Here is a 15,819-nt window from a genome sequence, read left to right on the forward strand (position 1 = left end):
ATTTAATGCATACGGCTGGAGCGGATGATCCCTTTGCCATCGGATGGTTCGGTATCGATCGCGGGACGCTCTCCGAAGCTCGCCGCCGAGACCATCGAGGCCGTCGTCACGCTGCCGACCTTCAAGCGACCGCAACTGCTCATGGAAACGCTGGCGTCGCTGAAGGCGCAGCAAACCACCCGGCGTTTCGCCGTCATCGTCATCGAGAACGAAGCCGAGGCGCGCGAAGGTGCCAAGGCGGCGCTGCCCGTGTTTGAGCGCGGTGATATGCCGGGCATGGTCATCATCGCGCATGAGCGCGGCAATTGCAGCGCCTATAATGCCGGCTGGCAGACGGCTATCCTGCATTTTCCGGATTTCCGCCACCTGCTGGTCATCGACGATGACGAGATCGCCGACGCCGACTGGCTGGAGCGCATGTGCACGGCGTCGGAGACGCTTGGCGCCGACATTGTCGGCGGCCCGCAAGTGCCGGTGTTTGCCGACCCGGCTCACGCCAAATGGGCCGAGCATCCGGTGTTTGCGCCGCCCTACCGCGAGACCGGGCGCGTGGCCGCACTCTATTCCTCGGGCAACCTTCTGGTCGGGCGCAGTGTGCTCACTGCGATGGGGCCGCCCTTCCTCGACCTGCGGTTCAATTTCATGGGCGGCGGGGATTCCGACTTCCTCAGCCGGTCGAGGCAGAAAGGTTTTGTGCTTGGCTGGTGCGCCGAGGCCAAGGTGCGCGAAGGCGTTCCGGCCAGGCGCATCGAGGCCGACTGGATCCGTGCCCGCAGCTTGCGCAACGGCGTGATCTCGACCCTGGTCGAGAAGAAGAAACGCGCCGGCACACCGTTGGCCGGCTTCAAGGTGTTTGCTAAAAGTCTGGCGCTGCTTGCCGCCTCGCCGCTGCGCGGCGCAGTCAGGCTGGCGCGGACAGGTTCCCTGTCGACGGCGCTTTATCCCGTCTATGTCGCGCTCGGCCGCGTGCTTGCCGAATTCGGATACGCCAATGAGCAATACAGGCAGCCTGAGAAGAACTGACGAGCTGCTGCCGGGCGGCATCGTCACCCGCGACGGCGTGGCGACGGCGATTGCCGCGCTATTGTTTGCCGTCATCATCGTGTCGTTCCGGCCGTTTCAGCCGGCGGGTGCTGAACTGACCGGCGATGGCGGCGACATCGTCAACCAGCTCGGCTTCAGTTCGCTCGGCGCCATTTCGATCGTCTCGCTGCTGACGTTCGCCGACCCCAAGGTGGTGCGCTCGCTGCTCAGCCCGTCCTGGATCCTGATGCTCGGCTTTTTCATGCTTTCGGTCATCAACGCGACCGACCCGTCTTCGGCGATGCGCGCGGCCTTCTTCACGCTGCTCGGCATTTTGACGATAGCGACGATCCTGGTGTTGCCGCGCGACGCCGACAGTTTTTCGAAAGTCATTATCTTCACCGCCATCGTCGTCATCGGCCTGTCCTATATCGGCCTCATCGTCTTTCCGCATGAGGCGCTGCACACGGCCGACTCGCAGGAGCCTGAACATGCCGGCCTGTGGCGCGGCGTCTTCGCCCACAAGAACATCGCCGGGCCGATCATGGCCTGCTTCAGCTTCGCCGGCCTCTATCTCTTTCGGCGCGGTCAGCGGTTCTGGGGCGTGGCGATCTTCGGCGCGGCAATGGTCTTCATGCTGCACACCGGTTCCAAGACCACCGCAGGCCTAGTGCCGTTCTCGATCCTGATCGTGGTGCTGCCGGGGCTGATCGGCATGCGGTTCGGCACGCCGATCCTGTTTGCGCTGGCGATCATTGCCACGGCGGTCGGCACGCTGGGCATCGTCTTCATCCCGCCGGTCAAGGAGCTGGCGGCGACCTATTTCCCTGACCTCACCTATACAGGCCGCACCACGCTGTGGGAGTTCTCGGGCGAGATGCTGGCGAAAAAGCCGTGGACCGGCTACGGCTATGAGAGCTTCTGGGGAACGCCGCTGCTGCTCAGCCAGGACCAGCCTTTCGACCGGCCCTGGGACATCCGGACAATCGTGCACGGCCATGACGGCTATCTCGACATTGCGGTGCTGATGGGCATCCCGGCGCTCTGCGTTGCCGTCTACACCTTCCTGATCGCACCGCTGCGCGATTACATGCGGATCCCGCCGCGCAAGGAGAACATCTATCTCGGTGACTTCTTCATGATGGTGGTGCTATTCACGGCGCTGAACGCTTTCCTCGAAAGCTTCTTCTTCCATCGCGGCGACCCGGTCTGGCTGTTCTTCGTGCTCGGCGTGCTTGGCCTGCGGCAAGTGTCGCTGCGGCCGATCGCGGTGCGCCGACGCTCCTGATCCCTTGGCCTGATCCCCTTGGCCTGATCTCCTTGGCCTGATCCCCTCGGCCTGATCCCTCGGCTGATCGGGCTGGCCTGATCCGTGCGCCCTCGAGGGGCTTTCCCGTCCGTCTGCGAGCGTCTAAGGAGAACCTTCTCGGAGGGTTCTCAATGACGATCAGGCTTGTTCTCGCCGGCTGCGGCAATATGGGGTACGCCATGCTTGCCGGCTGGCTGAAATCCGGCAAGCTTGCGCCGCAAGCCGTGTTCGTGGTCGAGCCCAATGCGGACCTGCGCAAACGCGCCGAGCACCTCGGTTGCAGTGCCGCCGCGGACGCGAACGGCATCCCCGCCGGCGCTGAGCCCGACCTCGTCGTCATCGCCGTGAAGCCGCAAGTCATCCGCGACGTCACCGCTGCCTACAAGCGTTTCGCCGATGGCAGGACCACCTTCGTCAGCATCGCTGCAGGTACGCCGGTCGCTACGTTCGAGCATATCCTCGGCCATCTCGCACCCATCATCCGCTGCATGCCGAACACGCCGGCGGCGATCGGCAAGGGCATGATGGTGGTCTATTCCAATCCACTGGTTACCGATGATGTCAGGCGTTTCGTTGCCGAGCTGCTGTCGGCGAGCGGTGTGGTGACGACGATCAACGATGAAGGCCTGATGGATGCGGTGACCGCGGTTTCGGGGTCCGGTCCGGCCTACATCTTCCACTTCATCGAGGCGCTGACGGTTGCCGCCGAGAAGGCCGGGCTGCCGGCAGAGACCGCCAGGCTGCTGGCCATGCAGACCGTCTATGGCGCCGCAGCACTCGCCGCCGAAAGCGGCGAGGACCCCGGCGTGCTGCGCCAGCAGGTTACCAGCCCCAACGGCACGACAGCCGCGGCACTTGCCGTGCTGATGGGCGAAGAGCGGCTGACGAAGCTGCTGACCGAGGCGGTGGAAGCCGCGCGGATAAGGTCGATTGAGCTGGGGAAATAACACCTGCGGGGCGTCAGGGCTGTGTGCAGCCCTGACCCGAGCCGGGCCGCATCAGCCCCACTTCATTTCACCCTTGGCGACCTTTGCGCCCAGCTCCAGCGACGAGACGTCGAGCAGATCGGGATAGCGCCGCTTCATCGCCGCAATCAGCTCGACGCTGGATTTCGCCTTGTCGGCTTCCTCATTGAAAGCTTCGAGATAGGCGCGGGTGAATTCCACCGCCGCCAAGCCGTCCGGCGCACCGGCGACCTGATGCGACGGCACCACGATCTTGGGTTTGCGCGCAGCGATTTCATCGAGCGCGGCAATCCATTTTTTGCGGTCGCCAATTGTTGGCTCGTCGGCAACCCAGACATGCACGCCCGACGAGATGAGTACGCCACCGAACACGGCTTCAAGGCTGGGCACCCAGAGATAGCGCCGGTCTTTCAGATCGGTAACGGTGACGATCTCGACCGCATTTCCTTCGATTTCAAGCGCGGTGACATCGGAAACGTCGGGAATGACGACATCCGCCAAGACATTTGGTCCATTGTCCTTGAGCTGCGGCCCCCAGACATCGAGCTTGCCCTGCACATTGGCCTTGATTGCCGCCACCGTCGCACCGGCCGCGATGACTTTGGCGCCCGGGAAGGCATCCGCGATGGGACGCAGACCGAAATAATAGTCAGGGTCGCTGCAACTGACATAGATCGTGGTCAGGGTCTTGCCCGTCGCCTTGATCGCATCCGCGACCGCCCGGCCATCGGACAGCGTAAATCCGCCGTCAAGCAGGATGGCTTCCTTCTCCCCGGTCAGCAGCACCGGCGTGCGGCGAAAACCGTTCTCGTCAGCCTGAAGGTAAGTCCATTTCAGCTTGGCGGCAGCCCTGGCTGCGGACGCCAGAGGCTGCAGCAGGGCAATCACGCCTGTTGTCAAAAGGGTTTTCATGGTTTCGCGTCTTGTCCAAACGGTCTGCAAGATTTCAATCCTCAAATCGGGTTCAAGTGATTGCGGGAGATTGGCACCGCCTCACCGTTTGAAAAACACTGATCAAAAATACAGACTGTCTGAATGGATCAGACAATACGGCCGACGATCTGCGTCAGGACGAGCAGTGGAGACCCGAGGATGACGAGGCGATGGGTTGCCGCTGGGCTGGCGCCCGTTAGACGCTCACCCCCCGTACAGCATCTCATCCTGCAACTTGCGCAGGGCGAACAGCTTGGTCGTCCGGTCGGGCGCGGCATTGTCGGCGGTCAGCAGCTCGCCTTTCCTGACCGGCTTCAGCACTTTGCCGCCTTCGAGCAGGCCGACCGGTACGGCGCGACTGCCGCGCGCATCTTCGACGGTCATGGTCCAGGAACGGTAGCAGGTTTCGCCGATGGCATCGAAGGTCTCGCCGGCGGCGAGACCGCGCTTGGCGACCGCGCAGACTTCGGCGACGGGCTTCGGCAGCGGCACCATGTCGGGCCGGCCGTAGAGCATGATGCGGGCCGCGGTCAGCGGCACTTCCAGCGACGTCAGATGATAGGGCCGGAAGAAGCTGTAATAGGGACCGTGACCGATATGCAGATCGTCCATGCGCTCGACGATGCGTGGATGCGTCGCCTCGACGATAACGAAGACGCCGGGCGCCACGCCCTTTCCGATCGTGTAGTCGACGACGCCCTTCTTCGACAGGATGCCACCATCGGCGCGTGGGATGAGCACTTTTGCCAGCTGGTCGCGGTCGGCCTTGGGACCGTGCATGCCGGGCACATCGGGCACCAGGCCGGTGGCGTTGGCGATGGCGCACATCTCGACCATGGTTTTCGAACCGTCGACGAACTCGACCAGCATGCGCGGGTTCATGTTGCGGCGGATCGCTTCCTCGCGATAGTCGTCCGGCACCGCGTCGTGGTTGAGCGGGTTGTTCTTGCCCTTGCCGGCGGAGACGATGGTGTAGCCGAGCGCCGAAGCGAACTCGATTAGTTCCATGCAGCTCGACGGTTCGTCGCCGGCGCCGACCGAATAGACGACGCCGAGCCGGTCCGCCTGCTGCTTGAGATAGCAGCCAATGGTGACGTCGGCCTCGACATTCATCATCACCAGATGCTTGCCGTGTTCCATCGCCTTCAGGTCGAAATCGGCGGCGACCCCGGGTTTTCCGGTGGCGTCGATGACAACGTCGATCAGCGGATTGGTGACCAGCATCTCGTTTGAGGTGATGGCGATTTTTCCGGCCTCGATCGCCGCGGTGACCTTCGACGCGGCGTCGGCCTCGACCGCCATCGCCTCATCGCCATAGGCGATGCGGATAGCGTCGCGGGCTGTATGCGGACGGCGGGTGGAAATCGCCGAGACCGAGATGCCCGGCATCAGCATGCCTTGCGTGACCAGATCGGTGCCCATTTCGCCGGAGCCTATGACGCCGATGCGCACCGGGCGGCCTTCGGCGGCGCGCCTTGCGAGATCGCGGGCCAGTCCGGTCAGGGCGACATTGGTCATGCAGATATCCGTGGTTTCTTGATTTGCAGGCGGGAATAGCAGGGAACTGCCCTGCTTTGCCAACGAAACCGGAGGACAGCGGCAATTTCTCCGACAATAAGGTCTGCCGAGCGTGCTCCCCTCGTCGCAGACGCCGGATGAGCAGGTACCGCGTCAAACCACTCTGACGTAGCTGGTCATGCCGGTTTTCTGATGCTCGATGATGTGGCAATGCAGCAGCCAGTCCCCGGGATTGTCCGCGACGAAGCCGAGTTGCACCTTCTCGTTGGGCTGGATGAGATAGGTGTCGGAGATGACAGGCTGAACCTGGCGCGTCGAGGACGACAGCACCTTGAAGCTCATGCCATGCAGATGGATCGGATGCGATTGCGGCGTCAGATTCTCCATATCGACGACATAACTTTTGCCGAGTTTCAGTTCGGCCAGCGGTGCGGTCGGGTCAGGCGTGTCGCCCGGCCACGGCACCTTGTTGATGGCCCAGAAGGAGTAGCCAAGCGTGCCGCATATGCTGTCGCTCGGCACATTTTCCGCCGTGGCGCTGAGCGAGAGGGCAATATGCTGGGCACTGGAGAGATCTACCTCCGCGACTGGATTAGTCTCCAGGGGCGCCAGGTCGCGCACATCACGTTTGAGAGAACTTCCTGTCGCCCGCAAGGTGGCCAGGGTTTTCGGCTTGGTGCCCCTGACATCGCCCAGGCTGACGATCGCGCCCTCCTGGTCGGGCATGCGGATGGCGAGTTCCATGCGCTGCCCCGGTCCAAGCAGCAAGGCATCGGGCGCAAAACGCTGCGGCACCGGATTGCCGTCGAGCGCGATGACCGCCGATACCGCGCCCTCGACCCGAAAGGCGTAGATGCGGGTGACATCGGTGATCGCGACCCGCAGCCGAACCAGCCCGCCGGCCGGCGCGTCGAATTGCGGCTGGTCGAGCCAGTTGGCCGTGCGCACCGTGCCATAGGTGCCGGTCTTTGCGGCATAGCGCGGCCGAAACTGCTGGATGAACTGGGCATCGTCGCCGAGACGCCAGTCACGCAGATTGACCACCGCTTCGGCGTCGAATGCCGGATCGCCGGGGTTTTCGACCACGATCACGCCGGTCAGGCCATGGCCCATCTGCTCCAGCGTGTTGCAATGCGGGTGATACCAGAAAGTGCCGGCGTCGGGCGGGGTGAAGGCGTAGTCGAAATGATCGCCGGTATAGACGTAAGACTGAACCAGGAAGGGGACGCCGTCCATCTTGTTTGGGACGCGGATGCCGTGCCAGTGGATCGTCGTCGGATCGTCGATGCCGTTGACAAGGCGTGCCGCGAAAGGTTCGCCCTTTTTCATCCGCAGCACCGGCGGCATTCCAGCTTCGCCATACGTCAGCACATCGCGAGTCTGGCCGACATCCATGAGCTTAGCCTGGATCTTTGCCGTCTTGAGCACCACAGGTTCCGGGCTGGCCGCGGCCCAGCCGCCGAGCCTGGCCATGGCTGCGAGCCCAACGCCGCTCGCCCCGGCAACCGCGGCCGTTTTCAAAAGCCCGCGGCGGGTGAGTACGGTCATAAGGCGCTCCGACTGAAACACTGCGCATGACCTAGACTGGGACGGCGACCGGCGCAAATGCGGATTTTGGCATATCGCATCTCGGTCATACCATGGCGAGCGATGACATTTGCTTGCGCACCATTGTGAACGCCGGCGTGGCGGCCCCTTTATCCGCACCCGATGCGCGGCTCGGGTCTCAATGCAATTCGGCCAGCAACGCCTGCGCTTCGGCGAGGTTCTTTTCGGAGCCGGCGGCGAGATCGTCCATCTTGTGCTCGCGGAAGATGACGAGCGCGTCCTGACAAGCAGCTATCGCTTCCTGCGCCATTACCTTGTCCTTGTGGACGGCGCCGAGATCGACCAGCACGTCGCATAGGTCCTGTGTAAAGGCGACAGCCGGCACAGCCTTGATCTTCTTTTGCACCACGATCGCCTCGCGCAGGATCATCGAGCGATGAGACGTCGGCATCGATGGGGACCAGATAATTCTCGCCGCCTCGCACCGACCTCATCTGGACCGACGGCACGCGGCCCTCGCTGGCCGAGCCGGATTTCCAGGCGCATGTGCTGGGGCCACATCCCGCTGAGCCGCATCGGCGACCCGATCGACGTTGCCGGAACCGTGGTGTTCCTGGCCTCGCCGGCGGCATCGCTGATCACCGGCGCCAACATCCTGGTCGATGGTGGCTGGTCGGTGGCCTGAACCGCCGGCGCTTTACCGCTAAGCGGCTCACCGTTTCTGCGAAAAGATGAGCCGCTTTGTCTTTTTGTTTTGACGCAATTCCGGACGGAAAACCGCTCACTCTTTTCCTGGAATTGCTTATCTGATCACGATCGTCGCGTTCGGGATCTTGACGCCGTTGCTGCCCGGGAAGGACGCGCCAAGAAACGCCTTCATGTCATCGATGATGGCGATGACGCGCTGGCGGCTGTCGACAAAATTGATGTCGTCGGTGGCGGCTGCAAGCTTGGTCGCCGAGTTGATGCAGCCGATCGAAGACAGGAAGCCTCGGCCCGGATGCATCAGGATCCCGACCCGTTTGCCGGTCGGCAGCAACAAAAGGCCGGGGCGCTTGAGCGCCGCCGGGTTGACGTTCGACGTGTAGCCGATCGTCACATATTTGGCGCCGGCCTGGGTGAACACATTATAGGTGCCGACCTCGACACAGCGATTGTTACCGGCAGTGCTGTTGTCGCCTGGACCTTTCGTTTCGGCAGTCACTCCGGAAAGACCGGCGACTTTGACACCGTCATGAAAGACTTCATATTTGCCCACTGTTCTGCGCTTCACGCCTCTGGTCTGCTCACCAGTACGCGTAATCCTTAATTCCCAATTCTTGGCCATTTCACCCTCCCCGCCTGTTAAAAATCGTTGCTCAAGACATCAATAAATTCGAGCGCGTCGGCAATGATGTGTTGCCGATCGCGATTGCTACACAGAAATGTTGCTTTCGGACTGTGAGTTTGTTCACTCCAAGCAAGAACTTTTCGGCCGCACACCGGCTGGAGCGAAGACATGGCGGCCCGGAGTGACTTTGCGATCGTCGAATACCGGGCCACGAATTCGGATGCGGCACGTCCTGCATGCCGCCGTGCAGGGCTGGAGTCTGTTGTCAGACGGCCTTTATGAAACGAAGCCACCCGGCAGTCTTGTGGCCTGACAGGCGTCACGGTCGAATGGCTTTGCCCGACGCTGTCCGGGCCTTTAGTGTTATCCCCGCACGAAGCGAAGCGCTGTATGTCACGGGTATGATGTGGATCGCATCCATTTGACCGAAGGTGCGGCCGGCGCCGACGCCAGGCCGTGGAACAGCATCGCCGACAGCCTTGCCGGCGACTGGACGGTCCGCCGCACGATCATCGATTTCCTTGCCGGTGCGACATACAATTTCACCGGCAACGCTGCCGTCACTGCCGATGCATTCACCGAGCGCGGCGTCATGCAAATCGGCGCTCATGCGATGCCGGCGAGCAGGGCCTACCGGCTTGAGTTGCGCGACCATTCGATCCGGATTCTTCGTGCCGACGGCAGCGAATTCATCCTCCTCGAGCCGAAGGCTGCGCAAAGCGTCCAGCATCATTGCGGCGCCGATGTCTATGCCGGGCGCTTCTTGTTTCGCGGCCCGGACGAATGGGCCGAGGCGTGGCGGGTCAAAGGCCCGCGCAAGAATTATGCTAGCTTCAGCCGGTTCCATCGCCTTGATGCCGGGAATGTTGGGCGCGCGAAACCTCTTCCAGGTAATTGATAAAGACCCGGACTTTCGCGGGCAGGAATTTCCGGCGGAGATAAATCGCGGCGAGGCTGAAGCCGGTCATGCTCCATCCTTCCAAGATTGGTACCAGTCGGCCGGTGGCAATATCATCATCGACAATGAATGACAGGCCGAGCACGATGGCCAGGCCTTGAACGGCAAGCTCGCGCAGGACATCGCCGTTGTTGGCGCGAACGATTGGATTGATGCGCACCGATGTTGCTTGGCCTTGCCGGTCGACCAGATTCCAGCTCTCACCTGTCGATAGAAACCCCGGCTCGCCGGGGTTTCGCTTAATGGAAAACAGACGGGCCTGCCGCCGTTCGGCTCAGCGGTCGGCTTCAATCGTCTGCGCAAGGCAGCACAGCGGCGGTCAGACCATCTTTGCCATTATCTTGGCCATATCCGCCGCGTCGAACGCTCTCAATGTCTGAGTCCTGATGTTGCCTAGCGATGCGATCGATAAGGCTAGTGCGGTCGCAGCAATGTCGTCGTCGGCTTCGGCAATCGCCACAACATCATGCTGACCAAGCGTCCACAACAGGGTGTGAACCTTGATGCCGTTCTTGCTGGCCATCGCCTTGAAGGCCTCAGCACGTTTCTGAGTATCCTTTATGCTCTTGATACCTTGATCTGTGAAATTCGAGAGCAATACGTAATAAGCCATTTGTTCCTCCCATGATGGGAGCGGGCGGGCACTCACGGCGCGTCCGCCGTCTCCCGGAACTACGATATCACGAGTCAGGTGCGCGAACCACTTGGGGCAAGCAAGGCCATGCCTTGCAAATCAAGGGCTTCAATGATTTCAGGGAGATAGACTGGTGCTGCGAGAGAGGATTGAACTCTAACTTATATCAATAAAATCAATGATTTACGACAATATTTGTTACGTTGTGACGGTCGATCAAAGGGACTGAAACCTCTGGTGTGCGCGCCTTAGGGCGTTCGGCCTGGACCTACCCGGCCATTCTCCTTCTCTCCTCAAGGCACCACGCGTTGTGGCGTCGAACGCTTGGATCCCTGCGCCACCAATTGGAAGGACCGACAGGCGTTTACGACGAACCATACGCGCCGTGATGATAGATCAGTGCTGGGCCGGGTTCTCCGCTCACCACATGCTGGACGCTGCCGAGGACCAGCGCGTGGCTGTGGCGAATAATCGTATCCTCGACCGTGCAGTCGACGGCTGCAAGCGCCCCGTCGAGTGCCAGTGCGCCGCTTGCAAGGCTGGACCAGCGCGCTCCCTCGTAACGCGCCGGACCCTTGAGGCCACCGCGCCCTGCGAAGCGGTCGGCAATCGCGATCTGGTCGGCGCGCAGCACATTCACGCAGAAGTGCCGGTGCCGGCTGATGGCTGCCCAAGTCGACGAACTCAAATTGATGCTGACGACCATCACCTCCGGTTCGACCGACAAGGAGTGGGCGGTGGTAACGGTAGCGCCCGTCCGCTCGTCGCCAATACCTGCGGTGACCACGGACACGGCTCCGGCCAGGTGTCGCATGGCGAATTTCAAGGGAATCCGAGTTTCATCCAGGAGAATGCGTTCGGTGAGTGTCATCTGGATAGCCTCATCTTGTTCGCGGCTTCACGACGCCTTGCGACGCGAAGCCGTCTGGTATCCCAACCATTGGTGAATTTCGGCAGCGATGCCCTCGGCATGCGCGGTGACTTCAGGAATGCCCATCAGTTCGCCGACGCTACCGCGTGCCAACGGTCCGCTGACGAAAATATTGTCGGCCGGGCGGCCCGACGCGCCGACCGCGCGGCCGTGGCTGTCGGTGTCGAGACCAAGGCCGGTCGGGTCAAGACGGACCAGGCCCAGATGTCCAAGGGTGGCAATCGCCGTGTTGGCGCGAAGAATATCGGCGTGCGCCGGACCGGTCGTCACGATCACGCTGTCGAACGCTTCGACGATGAGGTCGTGTCGGCGCCTTGGCCGCTGTGTGACGCGGATACGCCCGTCGGCCCCTTCGGCCGCGACAATCGATGCGGCGCGATAGGCGAGCGTGCCCTCGGCAAGGCGGCGATCCAGCACGGCCGCTACCTGTGGCGCGATGCGGAAGCGATGCACGTCCCAGAGCGCGCGAAGATGGCGCACCACGCGGCGCTGCTCGGCGAGCGGCAAGGCCTGCCAGATGAACTGCCCCTGACGCCGGACAGCGTCGAGGACGGGATACCAGTCTTCGCCCTGTCGCGTCGCAGCCGCGATCGTAGCTCGGATGCGCCGGAGCAGCTCTGTCGCGCTGCGCGAAGGCAGGCTGGTGAAGTCGCCGATCGGGTCGCCCTGCATCGCGGCTTGCACACGCGAGCGATAGCCATGGCGCGACAGTGCGACGATGCGGCCTCGATGATCTCCGCGATCGAGCGTGGCGATGACGTCTGCCGAGGTCAGCCCGGTGCCGACGATGAGAACATGGTCATCGCGACCAATCGCCTGCAGCCGTTCGAGATCGTAGGGATTGCCCACCAGCCCGGCGGCGGCCACGCTGTGCAGCGGCGCCGGCAACGCCGGCAATGGATGCGTCGCCGCGATCACCACTGCATCGGCGGCAAGCGTCGCGCCATCGGACAGGACGAGCCGGTAGCCCTCGCTACTGCGCTCGACCGAAGCAACTTCGGCCCTGACATGGCGGATCGCTTTGCCCTGCAGGAAGGGCTGCAGGTGGGATTCGACATAGCGGCCGAAGACCCGACGCTGCGGGTAGACCGCGCCGCTGGCGGCGATGGCCTGCATATCGTCCAGAATGGCCTCGGTCCGCTCCAGCCAGTCGGAAAAATGGCCGTCCTCCCCTGAGATCAGAGTCATTCTGGATGCCCGCACGTTGATGCGGTGCGAGGGATCGGCCGTGGAATAGGCAAGACCATAGCCGAGCCCGTCACGCGGTTCGACGACAACGATATCGGCCGCGCCGGCCGGCAACAGCCGCGCCAGGTGAAAGGCGGTTGCGGCGCCGGAAAAGCCGCCGCCGATGATGGCGACCGCCGGTCTCCTTGCCATGTGGGAAGCCCTCAAGATTGGCTCGCGCGGAGCGGCGATGGTCGATGATCGCCGGCTACGGTCTCGCCGAACGGCCCCATGTTCACGGTCGTCGGCCGAGTCGAGATTTCGTGATCGAGCGGCAGCAGCGGCAGCACCAGTTCACCGAAGCGATAGGCTTCCTCCAGATGCGGATAGCCGGACAGGATGAACGTATCGATGCCGATGCGCCGGTATTCGTCGATCCGCTCCGCCACCGTCGCCGCGTCGCCGACCAATGCGGTGCCGGCGCCACCGCGCACCAGGCCAACGCCGGCCCACAGGTTCGGGCTGATTTCGAGCTTGTCGCGGCTGCCCCCATGCAATCGGCTCATGCGCGACTGGCCGACCGAATCCATGCGCGCGAAAACCTTTTGCGCCTCGGCGATCGTCTTGTCGTCCAAGCGGCTGATCAGGCGGTCTGCGTCCGCCCAGGCCTCGTCATTGGTTTCGCGGACGATGACGTGAAGCCTGATGCCGAAGCTCACGTCGCGTCCGGCTTTCTCGGCAAGGTCGCGCACATGGTCAACCTTGGCAGCGACGTCCGCCGGCGGCTCGCCCCAGGTCAGGTATTTGTCGATCTGCTCGGCAGCGACTGCGTTGGCTGCTTCCGACGAGCCGCCGAAATAGAGCGGCGGATGTGGCGTCTGCACCGGCGGAAACAGCAGTCGTCCGTCCTCGATCCGGAAATGCTTGCCCTCGAAGGCGACGGTTTCGCCGCTGAGCACCGCCTTGTAGATGTCGAGGAATTCCCGCGTTACCTCATAGCGCTCGTCATGGCTGAGGAAGATGCCGTCGCCCTTGTTCTCCACCGGATCGCCGCCAGTGACCACGTTGATCAGCAAGCGCCCACCTGAAATGCGGTCGAGCGTCGAGGTCATGCGTGCCGCGAGCGTCGGCGATTGCAGTCCCGGCCGCACCGCGACGAGGAAGCGTAGCCGCTGTGTCAGCGGCGCCAGCGCCGACGCCACCACCCAGCTGTCCTCACAACTGCGTCCGGTCGGCAGCAACGCGCCATAATAACCGATGGCGTCAGCGGCTTTGGCGACCTGGGTGAGATAGGGCAGATCGACCGCCCTGCCGCCCTCGGAGGTGCCGAGATAGCGGCTGTCGCCATGCGTCGGGAGAAACCACAGGACCTTGATCCTGTCGGGAATGGCAGTGCTCATGAATAGTCCTTTGTGACTTTACGGCGTTCTTGCTCAGCTCCAGGCGTGGAGCGGAGGGTTGACGTCGTTCAGGTAATAGTTGCCGAGGATCGCGTATTTCCAGCGCACCGGATCGTGCAGCGTGTGGGTGCGGGCATTGCGCCAATGGCGATCGAGATTGTGCTCGGCCAGTGTCGATCGCGTGCCGGCGAGTTCGAACAGTTTGTTGGTGGCGTTGATGGCGATCTCGGTGGTGAGGATTTTGGATTCGGCAACCGCGATCTGCGCTTCCGCGACGGTCTTCTCGTTCGGATCGGCCACGGCACGATCGACCGCGAGGCCGGCCTTTTCCAGAACCGCCTCGGCCGCATTGGCCCGCAGGCGAAGATCGCCGATAGCCTGGATCGTATAGGGATCCTGCCAGGCATGATCGACACCGCTGTCGATCCATGCGCGCGATTTGGTGCGCACGAAGCTGACCGTCTCGTCGATCGCCGCCTTGGCGATGCCGAGATCGACCGCGGCCTGGATGATCTGGAAGATCGGTCCGTCCGCTGTCGGCTTGTCGTAACCCTTGTAGCCGGGAACCAGATGCGTCTTCGGCACCTTCACATTGTCGAGCAGGACAGTGCCGGACAACGTCGTCTTCTGGCCGAAGCTCGACCAGTCGTCGATGACGGTCAATCCGGGGGCGCCGCGATCAGCGATGGCATACCAGGCGCGGCCCTCGTCATCGAGCGCCACGATCGGCACCAGATGGGCAAGCAGCGCGCCGCTTGAATAGAATTTCTGGCCGTTGACGACGACATGGTCACCGGCATCGACGAACTTGGTCTCGAAGTCGGCGGCACGCTTGGAGCCGAACTCGGAAAACGCGTTGCCGAAGCGGGTGCCGGATAGCGCCTCGGCAAAGAGCAGCTTCTTCTGGGCCTCGTCCGAGACGGTGCGGATAGCGGCAACGACACCGAGATGGTTCTGCGGAATCTGACCGAGCGAGGGATCGGCCGCCGAGATGATGGTGATTACCTTCGACAGCGTCACATAGGAGACCTCCGGGCCGCCATAGGCCTTCGGCACATTGATCGACCACAGGCCGCTCTGCGAAAACGCATCGAGCTCTTCCTTCGGCCAGATGCGCTCGCGGTCCCGCTTCGAGGCTTCCCTGGCAAACTCAACGGCCAGTTTTTCGGCAACGGCGATCGCCTCGGCATCGGTCTTGATGACATGCGCCTTGGCCGACGGGCGCTCGACCGGAGGCACGGCGACGCGCGCGTCGGACGGCTGCTTGGATTGGATGGTCATGCTGCGGTCTCCTGAGGAAAATGTTGCGATGGAAGCGGCGCGCCGCCGAGATAGTAGGTCTTGATGTCGTCGCGCTGGCGCAGGTCGGCAGCCGACCCTTCCAGCACGCTTTTTCCGTTTTCGAGCACGGTGGCGCGGTCGGCATATTTCAGCGCCACTGCCGAATTCTGCTCGGCGACAAGGATCGAAAGACCTTCGTCCCGATTGAGCCGCTTCAAAGCGCTAAAAATCTCGTCGACGATCAGCGGCGCCAGCCCCATCGAAGGCTCGTCGAGCACGAAGAGTTTCGGCCGTGACATCAGCCCGCGACCGATGGCCGTCATCTGCTGCTCGCCGCCGGACGTGAGGCCGGACCGCGTGCGCCGTTTCTCGAGAAGCCTCGGAAACAGAGTGTAGACACGCTCAAGGTCGGTCTTTACGCCAGCGCGCGAGGACGAACGCCCCAGCGCCCCGGTCAGAAGGTTCTCCTCGACCGTTAGCGACCGGAAACAGTGCCTGCCCTCGAGCACCTGGACCAGGCCCTTGCGGACGAGGTGCGAGGGGCTTGCCCTGGAAACATCCTCGCCATCGAAAATGATCCGGCCCGCCGTGACAGAGCCGCGCTCTGCCGGCAGAAGATTGGATGCGGCGCGCAACAGCGTCGTCTTGCCGGCGCCATTGGAGCCGAGCAGCGCGACGATCTCGCCTCTGCTGACCGTCAGGTCGACGCCGTGCAGGGCGGCGATGGCGCCGTTGTAGACGGCCTCCACGCGGCTGACTGACAGGATCGGATTTTCCGGGCTGGACATCGATAACTCCGCGGGGAAGATGGATGGCACGGCC

Annotated in this window: 16 protein-coding genes and 1 pseudogene; 5 read left to right on the forward strand and 12 right to left on the reverse strand. The window is 62.8% G+C overall.

Annotated elements, in window-relative coordinates:
* Positions 1-24 precede the first annotated feature (24 nt).
* From ACWTU9_RS00185 to proC, 3 genes are all read left to right on the forward strand, one after another.
* Positions 25-1,023 (forward strand): glycosyltransferase family 2 protein, encoded by a 999-nt coding sequence (locus ACWTU9_RS00185; protein WP_455856584.1) that lies wholly within the window; start codon positions 25-27, stop codon positions 1,021-1,023.
* The gene (locus tag ACWTU9_RS00190) at positions 992-2,311 is read left to right on the forward strand and encodes an O-antigen ligase family protein (protein ID WP_455856585.1); all 1,320 of its coding nucleotides are present in this window, start codon (positions 992-994) and stop codon (positions 2,309-2,311) included. Before ACWTU9_RS00185 ends, ACWTU9_RS00190 begins: the two co-directional genes overlap by 32 nt.
* Positions 2,312-2,463: 152 nt before the next feature.
* Complete coding sequence (proC, locus tag ACWTU9_RS00195; RefSeq protein WP_455856586.1) at positions 2,464-3,279, forward strand: pyrroline-5-carboxylate reductase; 816 nt, start codon at positions 2,464-2,466, stop codon at positions 3,277-3,279.
* A gap of 51 nt (positions 3,280-3,330) precedes the next feature.
* Here the strand turns inward: proC and ACWTU9_RS00200 are convergent, their stop codons facing one another.
* The 4 genes from ACWTU9_RS00200 to ACWTU9_RS00215 form a co-directional block, all read right to left on the reverse strand.
* Positions 3,331-4,209: an MBL fold metallo-hydrolase gene (locus ACWTU9_RS00200; RefSeq protein WP_455856587.1), complete on the reverse strand. Its 879-nt coding sequence runs from the start codon at positions 4,207-4,209 to the stop codon at positions 3,331-3,333.
* Positions 4,210-4,434: 225 nt separating this feature from the next.
* Positions 4,435-5,748: an NAD(P)H-dependent oxidoreductase gene (locus tag ACWTU9_RS00205; protein ID WP_455856588.1), complete on the reverse strand. Its 1,314-nt coding sequence runs from the start codon at positions 5,746-5,748 to the stop codon at positions 4,435-4,437.
* A 153-nt stretch (positions 5,749-5,901) separates the two neighbouring features.
* Complete coding sequence (locus ACWTU9_RS00210; protein WP_455856589.1) at positions 5,902-7,296, reverse strand: multicopper oxidase family protein; 1,395 nt, start codon at positions 7,294-7,296, stop codon at positions 5,902-5,904.
* Positions 7,297-7,474: 178 nt separating this feature from the next.
* Complete coding sequence (locus tag ACWTU9_RS00215; protein ID WP_455856590.1) at positions 7,475-7,747, reverse strand: hypothetical protein; 273 nt, start codon at positions 7,745-7,747, stop codon at positions 7,475-7,477.
* A gap of 41 nt (positions 7,748-7,788) precedes the next feature.
* On the opposite strand from ACWTU9_RS00215, the pseudogene ACWTU9_RS00220 reads away from it, so the two are divergent.
* Positions 7,789-7,981: pseudogene (locus ACWTU9_RS00220) on the forward strand (SDR family oxidoreductase); the annotation flags it as partial.
* A gap of 117 nt (positions 7,982-8,098) precedes the next feature.
* Here the strand turns inward: ACWTU9_RS00220 and ACWTU9_RS00225 are convergent.
* Positions 8,099-8,569, reverse strand: a complete 471-nt coding sequence (locus tag ACWTU9_RS00225) for a hypothetical protein (RefSeq protein WP_455856591.1) — start codon at positions 8,567-8,569, stop codon at positions 8,099-8,101.
* 478 nt (positions 8,570-9,047) lie between these two features.
* Between ACWTU9_RS00225 and ACWTU9_RS00230 the strand changes: the two genes are divergently transcribed.
* Positions 9,048-9,524 (forward strand): DUF6314 family protein, encoded by a 477-nt coding sequence (locus ACWTU9_RS00230; protein WP_455856592.1) that lies wholly within the window; start codon positions 9,048-9,050, stop codon positions 9,522-9,524.
* Here ACWTU9_RS00230 and ACWTU9_RS00235 read toward each other — a convergent pair.
* The 7 genes from ACWTU9_RS00235 to ACWTU9_RS00265 all read right to left on the reverse strand — a co-directional run bounded on the left by ACWTU9_RS00235 (position 9,460) and on the right by ACWTU9_RS00265 (position 15,785).
* A complete protein-coding gene (locus tag ACWTU9_RS00235) occupies positions 9,460-9,744 on the reverse strand; it encodes a LysR substrate-binding domain-containing protein (RefSeq protein ID WP_455856593.1) in 285 nt (94 codons plus the stop codon). The two genes, ACWTU9_RS00230 and ACWTU9_RS00235, sit on opposite strands and share 65 nt — an antisense overlap.
* A 159-nt stretch (positions 9,745-9,903) precedes the next feature.
* On the reverse strand, positions 9,904-10,197 hold the full coding sequence (locus tag ACWTU9_RS00240) for a GYD domain-containing protein (protein ID WP_352558530.1): 294 nt from the start codon (positions 10,195-10,197) through the stop codon (positions 9,904-9,906).
* Between the two features lie 385 nt (positions 10,198-10,582).
* Complete coding sequence (locus ACWTU9_RS00245) at positions 10,583-11,089, reverse strand: flavin reductase family protein (RefSeq protein ID WP_455856594.1); 507 nt, start codon at positions 11,087-11,089, stop codon at positions 10,583-10,585.
* A gap of 27 nt (positions 11,090-11,116) precedes the next feature.
* On the reverse strand, positions 11,117-12,529 hold the full coding sequence (locus ACWTU9_RS00250; RefSeq protein WP_455856595.1) for an FAD/NAD(P)-binding protein: 1,413 nt from the start codon (positions 12,527-12,529) through the stop codon (positions 11,117-11,119).
* Between the two features lie 11 nt (positions 12,530-12,540).
* Positions 12,541-13,716 (reverse strand): FMNH2-dependent alkanesulfonate monooxygenase, encoded by a 1,176-nt coding sequence (ssuD, locus tag ACWTU9_RS00255; protein WP_455856596.1) that lies wholly within the window; start codon positions 13,714-13,716, stop codon positions 12,541-12,543.
* Positions 13,717-13,749: 33 nt separating this feature from the next.
* The gene (locus tag ACWTU9_RS00260) at positions 13,750-14,997 is read right to left on the reverse strand and encodes an SfnB family sulfur acquisition oxidoreductase (RefSeq protein WP_455856597.1); all 1,248 of its coding nucleotides are present in this window, start codon (positions 14,995-14,997) and stop codon (positions 13,750-13,752) included.
* A complete protein-coding gene (locus ACWTU9_RS00265; protein WP_455856598.1) occupies positions 14,994-15,785 on the reverse strand; it encodes an ABC transporter ATP-binding protein in 792 nt (263 codons plus the stop codon). The genes ACWTU9_RS00260 and ACWTU9_RS00265 overlap by 4 nt, the downstream gene beginning before the upstream one ends.
* Between the last annotated feature and the right edge of the window lie 34 nt (positions 15,786-15,819).

This window comes from Mesorhizobium sp. 128a, assembly GCF_053848025.1.

What these genes read in the sequence shown, in the direction of transcription:
- ACWTU9_RS00185 (WP_455856584.1), top strand. Translation starts at nt 25, where the DNA reads ATGATCCCTTTGCCATCGGATGGTTCGGTATCGATCGCGGGACGCTCT.
- ACWTU9_RS00190 (WP_455856585.1), top strand. Translation starts at nt 992, where the DNA reads ATGAGCAATACAGGCAGCCTGAGAAGAACTGACGAGCTGCTGCCGGGC.
- proC (WP_455856586.1), top strand. Translation starts at nt 2,464, where the DNA reads ATGACGATCAGGCTTGTTCTCGCCGGCTGCGGCAATATGGGGTACGCC.
- ACWTU9_RS00200 (WP_455856587.1), bottom strand. Translation starts at nt 4,209, where the DNA reads ATGAAAACCCTTTTGACAACAGGCGTGATTGCCCTGCTGCAGCCTCTG.
- ACWTU9_RS00205 (WP_455856588.1), bottom strand. Translation starts at nt 5,748, where the DNA reads ATGACCAATGTCGCCCTGACCGGACTGGCCCGCGATCTCGCAAGGCGC.
- ACWTU9_RS00210 (WP_455856589.1), bottom strand. Translation starts at nt 7,296, where the DNA reads ATGACCGTACTCACCCGCCGCGGGCTTTTGAAAACGGCCGCGGTTGCC.
- ACWTU9_RS00215 (WP_455856590.1), bottom strand. Translation starts at nt 7,747, where the DNA reads ATGCCGACGTCTCATCGCTCGATGATCCTGCGCGAGGCGATCGTGGTG.
- ACWTU9_RS00240 (WP_352558530.1), bottom strand. Translation starts at nt 10,197, where the DNA reads ATGGCTTATTACGTATTGCTCTCGAATTTCACAGATCAAGGTATCAAG.
- ACWTU9_RS00245 (WP_455856594.1), bottom strand. Translation starts at nt 11,089, where the DNA reads ATGACACTCACCGAACGCATTCTCCTGGATGAAACTCGGATTCCCTTG.
- ACWTU9_RS00250 (WP_455856595.1), bottom strand. Translation starts at nt 12,529, where the DNA reads ATGGCAAGGAGACCGGCGGTCGCCATCATCGGCGGCGGCTTTTCCGGC.
- ssuD (WP_455856596.1), bottom strand. Translation starts at nt 13,716, where the DNA reads ATGAGCACTGCCATTCCCGACAGGATCAAGGTCCTGTGGTTTCTCCCG.
- ACWTU9_RS00260 (WP_455856597.1), bottom strand. Translation starts at nt 14,997, where the DNA reads ATGACCATCCAATCCAAGCAGCCGTCCGACGCGCGCGTCGCCGTGCCT.
- ACWTU9_RS00265 (WP_455856598.1), bottom strand. Translation starts at nt 15,785, where the DNA reads ATGTCCAGCCCGGAAAATCCGATCCTGTCAGTCAGCCGCGTGGAGGCC.